The organism is Infirmifilum tikiterense, from assembly GCF_054696565.1.
This window is the reverse complement of the sequence record NZ_CP182482.1, coordinates 1,164,490-1,177,861: the sequence shown is the minus strand read 5'-3', so window position 1 is coordinate 1,177,861 and position 13,372 is coordinate 1,164,490. Positions and strand designations below refer to the sequence as shown.

General features: G+C 64.9%; 13 protein-coding genes. 7 read left to right on the top strand and 6 right to left on the bottom strand.

Going from position 1 to position 13,372, the window contains the following annotated elements; translation table 11 throughout:
• Positions 1-36: 36 nt before the first annotated feature.
• Entirely contained in the window at positions 37-537 is a 501-nt protein-coding gene (locus ACNO7C_RS06530; RefSeq protein ID WP_460024311.1) for a hydrogenase maturation protease, read from the bottom strand.
• A gap of 130 nt (positions 538-667) precedes the next feature.
• Between ACNO7C_RS06530 and ACNO7C_RS06525 the strand changes: the two genes are divergently transcribed.
• Complete coding sequence (locus ACNO7C_RS06525; protein WP_460024310.1) at positions 668-1,516, top strand: geranylgeranylglycerol-phosphate geranylgeranyltransferase; 849 nt, start codon at positions 668-670, stop codon at positions 1,514-1,516.
• On the top strand, positions 1,513-2,121 hold the full coding sequence (locus tag ACNO7C_RS06520) for a hypothetical protein (RefSeq protein WP_460024309.1): 609 nt from the start codon (positions 1,513-1,515) through the stop codon (positions 2,119-2,121). The genes ACNO7C_RS06525 and ACNO7C_RS06520 overlap by 4 nt, the downstream gene beginning before the upstream one ends.
• 55 nt (positions 2,122-2,176) lie before the next feature.
• Here ACNO7C_RS06520 and ACNO7C_RS06515 read toward each other — a convergent pair whose 3' ends face one another.
• A complete protein-coding gene (locus ACNO7C_RS06515; RefSeq protein WP_460024308.1) occupies positions 2,177-3,484 on the bottom strand; it encodes a phosphoadenosine phosphosulfate reductase domain-containing protein in 1,308 nt (435 codons plus the stop codon).
• A gap of 103 nt (positions 3,485-3,587) precedes the next feature.
• Here ACNO7C_RS06515 and ACNO7C_RS06510 point away from each other — a divergent pair, with 103 nt between their 5' ends.
• Entirely contained in the window at positions 3,588-4,637 is a 1,050-nt protein-coding gene (locus ACNO7C_RS06510; RefSeq protein ID WP_460024307.1) for an iron-containing alcohol dehydrogenase, read from the top strand.
• Here ACNO7C_RS06510 and ACNO7C_RS06505 read toward each other — a convergent pair.
• Entirely contained in the window at positions 4,626-5,189 is a 564-nt protein-coding gene (locus tag ACNO7C_RS06505; protein WP_460024306.1) for a TMEM165/GDT1 family protein, read from the bottom strand. The genes ACNO7C_RS06510 and ACNO7C_RS06505 overlap by 12 nt on opposite strands.
• Before the next feature lie 105 nt (positions 5,190-5,294).
• Between ACNO7C_RS06505 and ACNO7C_RS06500 the strand changes: the two genes are divergently transcribed.
• A complete protein-coding gene (locus ACNO7C_RS06500; protein ID WP_460024305.1) occupies positions 5,295-6,026 on the top strand; it encodes a class II glutamine amidotransferase in 732 nt (243 codons plus the stop codon).
• On the opposite strand, the gene ACNO7C_RS06495 is transcribed toward ACNO7C_RS06500, so the two are convergent.
• Together ACNO7C_RS06495 and ACNO7C_RS06490 are read right to left on the bottom strand one after the other, a co-directional pair.
• Positions 6,004-6,387: a hypothetical protein gene (locus tag ACNO7C_RS06495; RefSeq protein WP_460024304.1), complete on the bottom strand. Its 384-nt coding sequence runs from the start codon at positions 6,385-6,387 to the stop codon at positions 6,004-6,006. The genes ACNO7C_RS06500 and ACNO7C_RS06495 overlap by 23 nt on opposite strands.
• A 145-nt stretch (positions 6,388-6,532) precedes the next feature.
• A complete protein-coding gene (locus ACNO7C_RS06490; RefSeq protein ID WP_460024303.1) occupies positions 6,533-8,473 on the bottom strand; it encodes a DNA polymerase domain-containing protein in 1,941 nt (646 codons plus the stop codon).
• Positions 8,474-8,609: 136 nt separating this feature from the next.
• On the opposite strand from ACNO7C_RS06490, the gene ACNO7C_RS06485 reads away from it, so the two are divergent.
• Together ACNO7C_RS06485 and ACNO7C_RS06480 are read left to right on the top strand one after the other, a co-directional pair.
• The gene (locus ACNO7C_RS06485) at positions 8,610-9,098 is read left to right on the top strand and encodes an ECF transporter S component (protein WP_460024302.1); all 489 of its coding nucleotides are present in this window, start codon (positions 8,610-8,612) and stop codon (positions 9,096-9,098) included.
• Between the two features lie 18 nt (positions 9,099-9,116).
• On the top strand, positions 9,117-10,109 hold the full coding sequence (locus ACNO7C_RS06480; protein WP_460025914.1) for an AIR synthase family protein: 993 nt from the start codon (positions 9,117-9,119) through the stop codon (positions 10,107-10,109).
• Here ACNO7C_RS06480 and ACNO7C_RS06475 read toward each other — a convergent pair.
• Positions 10,106-11,410: an MATE family efflux transporter gene (locus ACNO7C_RS06475; RefSeq protein ID WP_460024301.1), complete on the bottom strand. Its 1,305-nt coding sequence runs from the start codon at positions 11,408-11,410 to the stop codon at positions 10,106-10,108. The two genes, ACNO7C_RS06480 and ACNO7C_RS06475, sit on opposite strands and share 4 nt — an antisense overlap.
• A 250-nt stretch (positions 11,411-11,660) precedes the next feature.
• On the opposite strand from ACNO7C_RS06475, the gene ACNO7C_RS06470 reads away from it, so the two are divergent.
• Entirely contained in the window at positions 11,661-13,238 is a 1,578-nt protein-coding gene (locus tag ACNO7C_RS06470; RefSeq protein ID WP_460024300.1) for an NAD(P)H-hydrate dehydratase, read from the top strand.
• The last annotated feature ends 134 nt before the right edge of the window (positions 13,239-13,372 follow it).

The following is a 13,372-nucleotide window of genomic DNA, read 5'->3' as shown; positions in this document are numbered from 1 at the left end:
ACCCTGATTCCCAGACTGGTGCGGGCTTTACGGCCGCTAGTCCCTCAGCGCGGCCAGCAGAACCTCAACAAGGGTTTCTCCTGCTTCGCGGACTCTGGGGGACATCCTAGAGCAGAAATCCGTTTTCTCGACCTGGATCCCGATGAGGTAGGACTTCGACCCTATAAGCGCGGCGAGCATGGGTAGGGGGATGGCGTGGGTGCTCAGGGGCGGGAAGGCAACTCCGGTTCCCGTTAGGGGCGAGACGACTATACTCCCGGGCTCGAGGCCCGCGTCGACGGCGTCCACGAAGACGGTGAGGTCCGGCTTAGCTGAGGCGATGTCTCTGATGAAGAGCTCGGGGTTTGGGCCGGCCACGATGACTTTCCCCTTAAAGCCCTTCTCCGCCAGCTTCCGGGCCACGAGGACCCCGACCCCGTCGTCCCCCCTCAGCGTGTTGCCTACTCCTACGACGACTACCTTGCGGGCCTTCCTAATCTCCTCCACAAGCTCCTCAAGCGTAACGCGAGAGCCCTCCACGACTCTTCGACCCCTCACCCAGCCAGTTCCAGCTAATATGTTATTTTTTATGATTTTTATAGATGAGCGCCTCAGATCGGAGCCCCGCAACTACCCCCTCGTTAGGGTTTTTACGCAGTTCGTCGCTCGTCGTAGTTAAATTTAACTCTTGGCAGAGAGTGTTTACTGCGTGGCTCTCCTTGACTGGCTAAAGCTAGCCCGGGTCGGTAACTGTCTAGCGATTGCCCTGGGCGTTTTAACGGGTTATGTGTCTGGGGGTGGGCACGCTCTGGAGCCACCCTGGCTACTGATGGCTTCAGCCGCCCTCGTCGCGGCCGGTGGGAACGCGCTGAACGACCTCATGGATGTGGAGGCCGACAGGGTTAGTAAGCCTTGGCGTCCACTAGTCCGGGGTAGCGTGAGCAAGAGGGGGGCGCTCGCGTTCTCGGTCGTGAGCTTCGCGTCCGGGGTCGCTCTCGGCTTCTCCCACAGCCCGCTGACGGGCTTCATCGCGCTCCTCGCATCCCTCCTTGTAGCGCTCTACGATGTAGCGCTCAAGGCCCTCGGCGTCCCGGGCAACGTCGCCATCGCGCTTCTCTCCGCGCTGAACGTGGTTTACGGTGGAGTCGCGGCACCCAGCTCCGCGAGGTCCCTCCTCCCAGCCCTCTTCGCCTTCCTCCTCATCCTTGGGAGGGAGTTCATGAAGGGCCTCGAGGACGTTCACGGTGACCTGAGGGCCGGCTACAGGACGCTAGCCTCCACGCGGGGACCCCGCGCGGCACTCACAGCCTCCGCGCTAACGCTAATGCTCGTCGTAGCCCTCAGCCCGCTCCCCGTGCTGTTCGGATACGGCCTCCCGTACATCGCGCTGGCGGTCGTGGGGGTAGACGTGCCCGTTCTCCTTATACTGCTGTACGTTTCGGAGGAGCCCCTCAGAAGGGCGTGGAGGGCTACTAGGGTGCTGAAGCTCCCGATAATCGCCGGGCTTCTCGCCTTCCTAGTCGGGGGTTGGGGATGAGGGTGGAGGTCGCGGCCGAGATCAGGAGGAAGTCTATTCACATGATCCCAGGGTTCCTGGCTATACCGGTTGTGGTGTGGCTGGGGAACCCCTACGCCACGCTGATCGCGGCCTTCTTCCTGGCGTTGTACACCCTCAACGAGGTCTCGCTACGCCTAGGGCTTAACTGGAGGATTCCCATAGCGTGGCACACGTACAGGTTTATGGCGAGGAGGGAGGAGCTCGAGAAGAGGTACTTCACCGGCACGGTATACTTCTGGGCTGTGACCACAGCGGTGGTCCTTCTCCTCGAGCCTCGCCTCGCCGCAGCGGCAGTCATGATCTCCAGCTTCGGCGACGCGAGCGCGGCGATCGTGGGCAAAGCGCTTGGGGGACCCAGGGTCCCCCCGAGGAACAAGACCTTAACGGGCTTCGCGGCCATGTTCCTCGCCTCCCTGGCCTCGGCTCTGCTCTGCGGTGTCCGCTTCGAGGCCTCCCTGCTCGCCTCGCTACTCGCAGCGCTAGCAGAGCTCTTCACACCGGTTTCAACACTAGACGAGCTTACCGTCCCAGCCGTCGCGGCAACTGTGCTACAGCTTACTGCTGGTCAGCTACTGCGACCATAAGTGTCGCTCAGGCATTGAGGTGAATGCTGTCCGGCAACTCGCCAGACGGTGCCCATCACGTATTGCTTTGCAAGGTCCTACTCTCTAAGAAACGCCTGAAGAACGGCTTCGTGTTCAGGTACTCTAGTCGCTTGTCCTCGAGCATGATTCTGAGCTCCCAGCTCCTCAGGGCGGGGCACACGTAGCAGCCGATGCGGAAGAAGCCGTAGTCGTACAGGGGGTTCACGGGCACCCTGTTCAGGGCGAGGTACAGCTGGACGTGGAGCGCGCTCCAGAGCTTTATGGGGGCTGCCTCGAGGTTGTCTCCGTGGCGCAGGAGGGCTGGCCGCTCGAGCCTCGAGGGCGACTCCGCCTCCCTGTCGCCCACCACGACTAGGACGGTGCCGCTCTTCGCGTACTCCTCGATAAGCCTCTGCGTCGCGGCGACCTTCAGCTTCGTGCACCAACTGTCCTCCACGCTGGGGAGGGGGGCGCCTGCCTCCAGGGCCTCCCTGACCTCGGCGCGGACGCGCACGGGGTCAACCCCGAGCTCGCGGGATGCCTCCTTGACGTGGCTCAGCGTCTCCTCGAACTCCATGCCCGTGTCTATGAAGACTGGCGTCGCCTTCGGGCCGAAAGCCCTCCTGGCTACGAGCAGCGCGGCCGTGCTGTCCTTGCCGCCGCTCCACGGGACGAGGACGTGGTCGGCCTCGAGGGACTTGAGGAAATCCGCGCTCCCCCGCTCCAGCGCCTCAAGCGCCGCCCTGTTGAGCTCCGCCTGCTCCTCCACGCTCGCCGCCTCGACTCCGCCCTCCGCGAGCCTCTCCGCGTGCAGGTCGAGGCCCCGGTAGCTCACCCTGAGCTTTGCCGCTAGCCTTGCCCCGGAGTAGAGGTAGTGCTCCCCCTCGAGCCTCTTGAGGATGAGGGTGGTCTCGACGTTGAAGAGCCTCTTAGCGAGCGAGCGCATGCCCGGTGTAGCGAGGTAGGCGTCATACCTCGGATTGTACTCCCACGCCTCGGGGGTCTCGCCGCCCCTGATGACGTAGGACCCCTTCTCCTCCAGCCATCCGAGTGAGAGCCTGAAGACGGCCTTCGCCCTCAGGTAGTGCTCCAGCAGCCTGTGGAGGCGCTCGTTCCTGGGTTTCGCCTTCGGCACGGTGTAGAAGACGTAGTTGAACGGGTACCTAGCCTCTAGGGCCTTGAGCCCCTCGTCCTCCCTGCCGAGCATGACTATGGTTAAGCCGCTGAAGCTACGATCTAGGGCCTTCGCGGCCTCCTCGGGCTCGCGGGCGCCCCCGAGGGTCTCCACGACCGCTTCGGAGCCCATGTAGTGCCTCAAAGCGTGCTCAAGGGCGTCCGCGTCGCCCCTCGCCCTGACGACCACTCTGACGAGCGCGCGAGCCAGCCGAACTCACCCGCTAGACCCCAAGCCCGATTTGGCTAGCTCATAACAGTTATTTAGAGGTTTACTGAAGCTAACTAAGTGGTTGCGCTTGGAGTTCAGGCTCCCGTGGATCGTGGCCATAGGCTCGGGCAGCGTCGAGAGGCTGCCGGAGATCCTACGGGGTATTGGCTGCGGCTCGGTGCTCGTCGTCACTGACGCCACCATCAGGGGGCTCCTGGGGCCCAGGGTCGAGGGGCTGCTCGCGGGCTCCTTTAAGCTGGGCTTCGTGGAGGTTTCCACAAACCACCAGCCGACGCTCGACAAGCTCCACGTTGAGATACCCTGGGCTGGGTACGACTGCGTGCTCGGGCTAGGCGGCGGTAGGCCCGTCGACGTCGCGAAGTACCTCGCCCACAAGTCCTCTAAGCCCTTCGTCAGCGTTCCCACTTCGATAAGCCACGACGGCTTCGCGAGCCCGATCGTGGCGCTGAAGGACGATAGCGGCAACCCGCTCTCCCTCTTCACCACGCCCCCAAGAGTGGTCGTCGTGGACCTCCAGATCGTCTCAAAGGCCCCCAGGAGGCTACTGGCCAGCGGCGTAGGGGACCTGGTGGCGAAGGTGACGAGCGTGGCGGACGCGAGGCTCGCGGTGAGGGAGAGGGGCGAGGAGATCCCCGAGTCCTCTCTGAGGCTCGCCGAGGCCGCGGCCTCAATGGTTGTCGACAACATAGGGGAGGTCTCGTCCTGGACAGAGAGGGGCCTGCGGCTGCTGGTCGAGGCGGGCCTCCTCGCCGGCATGGCTATGTCGGTGGCCGGGAGCAGTAGGCCCTGCAGCGGCTCCGAGCACCTCTTCAGCCACGCCGTCGACAAGCTCTACCCTGGGAGGGGTGGCCTGCACGGCGAGCAGGTCGGTGTCGGCGCCGTGATCTCCGCCTACCTGCACGGGCTGGACTGGAGGAGGATAAAGGGCATCCTCAGGAGGGCCGGAGCCCCAACTACGGTCTCCGGGATCGGGCTGTCGGTGGAGGAGGCCGCCCGGGCGCTGGTGGAGGCGCCTAGGCTGAGGGAGAGGTACACGATACTGCACAAGCTCGGGCTGGGCGAGCGCGAGGCCCTTGAGGTAGTCGCCGCGACAGTTGGCTCAGAGGAGTGAGGAGAGGACTACCGCGAGCCCGAGCAGTATGAACAGGAGGCCTGACGCCTTCCTGAGTTTGTCGAAGCTCACCCTGCGGGACAGGCTACGGGAAAGGAAAACGCCGAGGGCGTTCGCGGCCAGGTAGCCCAGCACGCCTCCAAGGAGCGTCGCGAGGGGGTTGCAGGATGCGAGGGTGACAGCTAGGGTGGTGAGCTGGGTCTTGTCCCCCATCTCGGAGAGCAGTATCGCCGTGAAAGCCGCCCCCAGGCTCCCGCACTCGCCTCCCTCTTGCCTCGACAACAGCGTGAGGACGCCGAGGAGCACGAACAGAGCCCCGGCGGCTGTCCTAAGCGCCCAGGCGTAGCCCGACACGAGGCTGGCCGCTCCGGAGGCGAGGAAGACTGGGACCGCGTTCGCCAGGAGGTAGGCTGTGGATGACACCGCTAGCACGTGGAGGGGGTTGTGTAGCGCCGCCACGGTTGCGGTTGCCAGCATGGTTTTGTCGCCGAGCTCTGCGAGGAACACCGGCAGGCTTGACCCAGCAACGGCCTTTAGCAGCTCCTCCGCCACGCTTCGCCAAAGCAACGCTCGCTTTAAAGGGTTTACGCCTTCACGTCTCGAGCTACCGCCGGAAGGGGTAGACACGTTTTTAAACGTTAATAATCTTTGTTAAGCGTGTGCAGGCTTTTCGGCTACATATCTCGGAGGCCCTTGAGCCCGAGCTTCGCGTTCTACTCAGGAGACGTCAACCTCCACACTCTATCCCGCATTCACGGGGACGGTTGGGGCATCGCGTGGACCAGTAACGCCGGCTGGGAGCTGTACAAGGAGCCCGTCGCGCTTCACGCCTCGGCTGAGGCGAAGAGGGTTGTCCAAGGCGTCAGGTCGATGCTCGTGATAGCGCACGTGCGGAAGGCTAGCCCCGAGTACGGCGTGGTAGGGTACGCGAACACGCACCCCTTCGTCTCGGATGGCTGGGCTTTCGCCCACAACGGGACGATCAGGCCGTACGACAGGCTGAGGGGGCTTCTTGGCGAGAGGGCTTCGCTCCTCCAGGGGGCGACGGACTCCGAGGCGTTCTTCCAGCTGCTCCTGAAGCGCATCGAGGAGGCTGGGAGCGCTGTCAGCGGGATACTCGCGGCTGTCTCTGACCTGGAGGGCTTCGACTACACGAGCCTCAACTTCCTGCTCAGCGACGGCTCTCACCTCTACGCCCTCAACAAGTTCAGGAGCGGGGACGAGGAGTACTTCACGCTCCACATGGGTAGGTTCATGATAGAGGGGGTTGAGCTGGTGGCGGTGGCTTTCCAGCCGGTGGGAGGGCTCGAGGGCTGGGTGAAGGTGGGGAACGGCAAGCTCCTGGTCGTCGACAGGACGCTGACCCCTACCGTGTACCAGGTTCCCTGAACTCGCTGAGCCTCGTCTGCCTCCTCCAGAGCATCACGGCTGCTATGTGCGTGCATATCTGCTTCTCCCTTGCCCAGCCGTGCGCCCTGTAGAAGCAGTCGCACCTGTACCTGCCCTCGTGAAGCCAGACGTTGTAGACGGGCTTCCTGTCGCCGAGCTCCGGGAAGCCCTTCACCAGCCAGTGGCCGTCCCTGAGGCGCTCGACCCCGGCTAGAGCCCGGTAGAGGGCCCTGAAGAACCAGCTGTCGCTCTTGTCGGGGAACTCGGACCTCAGCCCCCTGTAGGCGTGGGCTAGGGACTCAAAGCCCTTGGGCACCCTGCCCCTCATTATCTCCCTGGCCTTCTCGGCTCTCTCGTCCATCCATGAGTGACTGCTCAAACTCCAAAATAAACGTTGAGCGCCCCTCCCCTAAGGGCCCTGCACAACCCTTGCTTACAAGTAGGGTTTTCGTAGCTATCGAGACTGCGAGGTTTTAGGCTGGGGCTCGGGGACCTCGGAGAACGTGCTAGGCGTTGCCGGGGATTCGCGCGGAGGCAACCTTGGCTGACTCCAGCAGGGGTGCTAGAGCCCTCGCGAGCATCTCCTCGTACTTCGCCATGTCCAGGCACCTGCCGTCGTACAGCCTCCAAGCCTGGACCCTGAGGTAGGGGTTCGGGTTGCGCGAGTCGACCCAAACGTACTCGACGTAGTCACCTACCGTCACGCTGTACCCGTTAGCCCTGAGCTGCTGGGCGGCCACGAAGACCGGGGTCCTGGCGGCGTACTCCTCCCTTCTGAGCGTGGCGCCCGCCACGAGCTCCTCGGCTCTAGCGCGGCGCAGTGAGGACGCGAGCCTCCCGAGCTCCAGCTCCGCCCGGGCCTCCAGATCTCCCCCGCGCTGCGCCGCCTCGACGATGGCGCGGGCCAGCTCTAGCTGGGCCCTCTTGATGAACTCCGGCACCCCGCTCCTGACCGCTTCAACGCCCTTCGCGACAACCCTCCCGCCGGCGAAGCCTATGTACCTTTTAGCAACCCCGGCTGCGCCGCCCCTCTCGGGGAGCAGGAAGAGCCACTCGTAGTAGGCGTCGAGCCTCATCGGCAGGCCTGTCCGCTCCGAGAGCTCGAGGGCGAGCCTCTCGTAGTCCTCGGGCTCGGCGTCGGGCTTCGTGAGGAACACGCTGTCCGTGTCGCCGTAGACCACCCTGTAGCCGCGCCTCTGAACGAGGCCCAAGACCTGGAGCATCACCCTCCTCGAGGCCCTGTTTATCCACTCGAAGGTCAGGGGGTTGCCCAGCCTGTTGTAGTTGTTGCCGCTGTAGCCGTAGCTGGACACCAGGATCATCTTCAGCTCGCTCTGCCTCTCCTCGGCCCACCTCGCCAGCTCGCCCGCCGACAGCTTTGCGAGCCTCTTGAAGCAAAGCCTCCTGGAGAGCGCCTCCTCTATGAGCTCGGGGAGCAGGCCCCTCGGGCTGCGCCTCACACCCCTCCTCGTGACGGTCTCGTAGCTTATGTTGCGTTTGACTATCAGGTTCGGAAACATGGACTCGAAGTCCAGCACCGCGACTCCCCTGTAGAGGCCCGGCCGGGGCCTTATGATGAGGCCTCCCCTGTCGTAGAGGTGTATCTCCCAGGCGGTCCTCACAGGCACGTTGAGGTTCATCCTCCTGGGGACGGCGTAGCCCCTGGTGAGGAGCACGTAGCTCTGCCTCATGTCGATCATCCTCCCGTAGCTGACGCGCGCCGCCTGGGCGGGTGGAAGTACGGTGAACCTGCTCCTCTCCTCCAGCCCCGCGAGGCCGATCCTGGCGAGCAGGCTGTACTCCACGAAGATCCTGCCCTCCAGGAGCCCGTCGCCCCTGCCTAGCTTGAGCCCCATGCGCCGCGCCTGAGCCGCCAGCCTCCTCAGCTCCGCGTAGCTCAGGCTCGAGGCCACGAGGTCGGGGTCGAACCTCCTTACCTCCGAGGCCAGGGCCTCGACCAGCTCCTCCAGGGGGCCCTGGACGGAGAAGCCCTCCTCGGCGTGGACGCTCAGGTGAAGCTTCCCGCCTTCCAGCCGCGAAAGCGAGAACCTCATCACCCGCAGGGGGAGCGGCTCCACGCTGTCCGGTGCGCCCTGGACGGTCATCGGGGTCACTCTGCGCTCGGCGAGGACCTTGTGCGCGACCGGTATGTCCGAGGCGTAGGTCTCGACGCCGAGCCTCTCCAGCGCGCTCCTGGCGCGCCTGTATTCCTCAACGCTGTCGAAGTAGAGCTTGAAGAAGGTCGAGGAGCCCCTGGGGAAGAGCTTGAGCTCCACCTCCTCGGCGTCATAAACCGGGAGCTCGAGGCCCGCCACCTGCTCCCTCTTGACTAGGAGGTAGTTGTAGAACCTGAGCTTCTCGGCGCGCACTGCACCGTTCAGCCCCTTGAACCAGAGCCTGGCCTCCCCGTCGGAGTACGAGACGTCGTAGAGGAAGCTTTCCCCCATCCCAGCGCTTAAGCCCCCTTGGGCGTAGAAAACCGTTGCCGGCTGAGCCCTGGGGGGTGTTGCAAATCCTTATTTATTGTTTTCGTTCAAAACCCGGGCAGTGCATATAAGGGACCTCACGGTACTAGTGCACCGTATGAGGGCTAAGAGGGCTCTAGTCGTAGCTGAAGCGGGCGTCATGGCCGCCCTAACCGCGGCGGTCACGATGGCCATCCAGGTCCCGGTGCCCGAGACTCACGGCTACATCAACCTTGGCGACACCATGGTCATGCTCTCCGGCGTGCTCTTCGGCCCCTTGGTCGGGGGACTGGCTGGCGGTGTGGGGTCGGCCCTGGCCGACCTGCTGTCCGGCTACGCCAGCTGGGCCCCCTTCACCCTCCTCATCAAGGGCGCTGAGGGCTTTGTCGTCGGTCTCCTCGCCAGGAGGGGTGGCCGGCTGTGGACGCTTGCCGGCTGCCTCGTCGGCGGGGCGGTGATGGTTCTCGGGTACTTCGCCGTGGAGTACGCGCTTTACGGCGTCGGCGCCTTCGCCGAGCTACCCGGTAACGTGGTTCAGGCCGCGGTGGGCGCGGCTGTCGCGGTCACCGTGGGGCCGGCGGTCAAGAGGGTGCTGGGGAGGGTGTGAGGCGCCTTGCGGTTGCCCGTGGGTAAGCTCCCCTACAGCGAGCTGAGGAAGCTTCTATCGGTCGTTGCGAGGCCGGACCCGTCGGTCTTGCTGGGGCCCGGCGTGGGCGAGGACGCGGCCCTGGTCGACCTCGGGGACCAGGTGCTCGTGGTGCACACCGACCCTATCACAGGCGCCGTTGAGAACATCGGCTGGTTCTCGGTGCACGTCTCCGCGAACGACGTCGCGACACGCGGGGCTAGGCCCAGGTGGCTGACCACGCTCATCCTGCTCCCCGAGGGGGCTACCTCTGAGGCGGCTCTGGGTATTGCGAGGCAGATCAGGGAGGCGGCGGACGAGATAGGGGCTGTCGTGGTCGGCGGCCACACCGAGGTTACGCCGAGGCTGGACAGGCCTATAGTGGCCACCACGGCTTTCGGGGTGGCTAGGAGGGACAGGGTCGTGTACACGGCGAACGCCAAGCCGGGGGACGTTCTCGTGCTCACGAAGGGGGCGGGCGTCGAGGGGACGGCTATACTCGCGAGCGACTTCAGGGACAGGCTTGCGGGGAGGGTGAGCGAGGAGGTCGTCGAGCGCGCTAGGGGCTTCGTGCGGGAGCTGAGCGTCGTGCGCGAGGCTATGATAGCGGTCGAAACCGGGGGCGTGCACGCGATGCACGACGCGACGGAGGGCGGCGTTCTCGGGGCCGTCCAGGAGGTGGCGATCGCCTCGGGGCTCTCGGCTACAGTCTTCGAGGAGAGGATCCCCGTGAGGAGGGAGACCGCGGAGATCTGCCTTGCGCTGGGCGTGGACCCCCTTAAGCTGATAAGCTCGGGCTCGCTCCTCATAGCGGTCGAGGAGGCGAGCCTGGGCAGACTGATTGGACGGCTCGCTGAGGCCGGGATAACCGCGGCGCCTATAGGGCGCCTCGAGAGAGGCGAAGGGGTTACCCTCTACAGGCGGGACGGGTCCGTGGAGAGGATCCTGGAGCCAGTAGTCGACGAGCTCTGGAGGCTCTACGGGGAAACCTAAACCACTTTCTTAGCCAGCCTCCTCGGCCCCAGCAGCTTCCAGGCGAGCAGCGCTAGCAGCGCGCGCCCGTACATGTCCGTGTTCTGCGTCGCCCACGCCCCCACCGCGCCGAACCTGGATGCGAGTATCTGGGCTGGTATGGCCCTGAGGAACACCACCGTGAAGCTGCTTATGGCTAGGGGAAGCCACACGCTGCCCATGCCCCTGACAGCCCCGTATATGGCGCTGCTCGCGCCGAGGCCTACCTCGCTGGCCGCAGCCAGGATGAGGTAGATCTGGACCATCCTAGCGACCTCCGGGTCGTCGGTGAACAGGTGGCCGACGAGCGGCGAGATCAGAGCCAGCACGAGTGCGGCGGCGCCCATCCACAGGACCCCTATCTTCACGCCTTCTTTGAGGCTCCTCTCCGCTTCCTCGATGCTAGCGGCGCCCACGTTCTGCCCCGCTCTAACAAGCGCCGCGAGGCTGACGGCGAAGCTGGGCTGTATTACGAGCGACTCGACGGTGATCCCTATGTTATGGGCTGCGAGGGCCACCTCCCCTCCCCTGGCCACCGCGTTGATGTAGATGTTCTGGGCGACGCTCGCGACGAACCTTTCGAGGGCGGTCGGCGCGCCGAGCACGAGCACCTTGAGGCTCAGGGCGCTGGGGAAAGCGAGGCTTATCCTGAACGGGGGCCTCCAGACGGCGTACGCCGAGAGGCCAGCGTAGCTCGCCAGGGACGTGGCGAGGCCAGCCCCCCTCAGGCCCATGGCTTGGAGCCCCGGCGCGCCCAGAGTGAGAGCCGGGATCAGCAGGGAGCCCGTAGAGACGCTTATGATCGAGGAGTAGGCGCTGGGCCAGGGGTTGTCGGCGCTCCTGTAGGCGGCGCTTAGGCTCACGTTGACCATTAGGGCTGGTAGCGAGAGCAGCCGGGCCTGCGCGTACTCAAGGGCGAGCCGCACGACCTCCTGGTTCCCCGCCGACACCGCGGCCAGGTAGCCGGGCAGCCAAGCCACGGCTGTAGCTAAGGTGACCAAGGCCGATAGGATGGAGAGGAGAATGGTTTCCCCAGTGGCTCTGCCAGCCGTCTCGGGGTCACCCGCCCCGATAGCCTGGGAGGCGACGACCATGAGCCCGCCCGTGAACACCGTGGACAGCGCGTTCACCAAGAAGAAGAGGTAGGAGGCGAGGCCGGTGGCGGCCACGGCGGCTGTGGAGAGGCGTGAGACCACGCTTAGGGCGACTAGGCTTAGAAGCGAGTCCGCGAGCACGCTGATCATTATGGGTAGCGCTAGACCGCTCACAGTCTTGCCGCTCATCGGATCCCTACAATGGCCCCTGACAATAAATACATTTTAACCCAAGTGTGCCATACGCCGTCCCGCAGGCTCAGCACGGAGCTACCTGCTACGCGTTGCCGCAACTCTTATGCGGTTTCACTTTCACCGTACACTCACACCCCGTGGAGCGAAGTGGAGACACACCCCCGCTGGCTGCTTGAGCGGTCAGGCCCGTCTGCTACGTGGCAAAACGGTATAAGGCGGTGCCCCGAGATTAAAGCTGGTAGAAATGAAGGTGGCCACCGTCGAGGAGATTAGGCGCATCGACGAGCAGGCTAGCGATAGGTACGGGATCTCCCACGAGATCCTGATGGAGAACGCCGGCGCTGCGGTGGCGAGGCTGGTGCTGCAGGTGTTCGGGACCAGGAGCATCAGCGCGGCCGTGGTGGCGGGCGTCGGGAACAACGGGGGAGACGGGCTCGTGGCGGTCAGGCACCTGGCATCGGAGGGGGCGGACGTCGAGGCTTTCGTCGTCGGGGAGGAGTCGAGGATGAGCAGCCTTACACGGGTTAACCTGGAGCGGGCTAGGAGGTGCGGGGTTAGGGTTCAAGGGGTCTCGGGTCCCGAGGAAATGCAGCGGATGCGGGAGGCGCTGGAGTACGCTGACGTCGCCGTCGACGCCCTGTTCGGTGTAGGGCTTAACAGGCCTGTTGAGGGGGTGTACAGGGAGGCTATCGAGGCCGTGAACTCCTCCGGCGCGCTCATCGTGAGCGTGGACATACCTTCTGGGGTTAACGGCGACACGGGTCAGGTGATGGGCGCGGCCGTCAGAGCCGACTACACCGTGACCTTCGGCCTCCCGAAGCCCGGGCTCCTCCTCTACCCCGGGGCCGAGCTGGCCGGGGAGATCTACGTCGCGAGGATATCCTACCCGAGGGAGCTCCTCGAGGACCAGTCGCTGAGCATTGAGACGAACGAGCCTTTACCCGTGCCCCCGAGGAGGCCCGACACGCACAAGGGCGACTACGGGAAGGCCTTGTTCGTGGCCGGCTCGAGGCGCTACCTCGGGGCCCCACTCTTCGCCTCCATGTCCTTCCTGATGGCGGGGGGAGGGTATTCGAGGCTGGCCACGGTCTCCTCGATCGTCCCCCACCTTGCCTCGCGGGCGAGCGAGGTCGTGTACGAGGGGCTCCCCGAGACGCCTAGCGGCTCCCTGTCACGCGGCGGCCTAGATAGGATCCTCGAGCTGGCTGAGTGGGCTGACATCGTGGTCGTGGGGCCGGGGCTCTCCACGGACGAGGAGACCGCACAGCTCGTCCGGGACCTTGTTGCGAGGGTTGAGAAGCCCGTGATCGTCGACGGCGACGGGCTGACCGCGGTCTCGAGGAGCTTGGACGTGGTCAGGGGCAGGCGGGAGGCTACTGTGCTCACACCCCACCTCGGGGAGATGTCGAGGCTGACGGGGCTCAGCGTGGACGATATACGGCGCGACAGGATCGGGGTGCTCAGGAGGACCTGCAGGGAGCTGGGCGCCTACATCGTGCTTAAGGGAGCGCACACGCTCATCGGCACCCCGGACGGGAGGGTCTTCGTGAACATGACCGGCAACCCTGGGATGGCTAAGGCCGGCTCGGGGGACGTGCTCGTGGGAGCGATCGCCGCTATGTACGGTTTAGGCTTCAGCGTCGAGGACAGCGTCAGGATGGGCGTCTTCGTGCACGGGATGGCGGGCGACCTAGTTGCGGTGGAGAAGGGGGTTGACGGCGTCACCGCCTCCCGCATAATGGCCGCGCTCCCGCGAGCCCTGAAGCTCCTCAGGGAGAGCTTAGAGGAGGTTCAGTCGCTCTACGCCCTAGCCGAGATCTGAGCGCCGTGCCGGGCTGGACAGGTTATCGTTTTTCTTTGGTCCGGGTTAGCGGTAAAGCTTTTTCCGTCCTGCCCAGACCTTGTTCGAAGCTGTGTCCAAGCGCGCGACGCTGGGGTCTTGAACGGTATTACTCT

Bases quoted from the DNA above. Each gene is read 5' to 3' on its own strand.
- ACNO7C_RS06490 (WP_460024303.1), bottom strand. From the start codon at position 8,473: ATGGGGGAAAGCTTCCTCTACGACGTCTCGTACTCCGACGGGGAGGCC.
- ACNO7C_RS06485 (WP_460024302.1), top strand. From the start codon at position 8,610: ATGAGGGCTAAGAGGGCTCTAGTCGTAGCTGAAGCGGGCGTCATGGCC.
- ACNO7C_RS06495 (WP_460024304.1), bottom strand. From the start codon at position 6,387: ATGGACGAGAGAGCCGAGAAGGCCAGGGAGATAATGAGGGGCAGGGTG.
- ACNO7C_RS06520 (WP_460024309.1), top strand. From the start codon at position 1,513: ATGAGGGTGGAGGTCGCGGCCGAGATCAGGAGGAAGTCTATTCACATG.
- ACNO7C_RS06475 (WP_460024301.1), bottom strand. From the start codon at position 11,410: ATGAGCGGCAAGACTGTGAGCGGTCTAGCGCTACCCATAATGATCAGC.
- ACNO7C_RS06470 (WP_460024300.1), top strand. From the start codon at position 11,661: ATGAAGGTGGCCACCGTCGAGGAGATTAGGCGCATCGACGAGCAGGCT.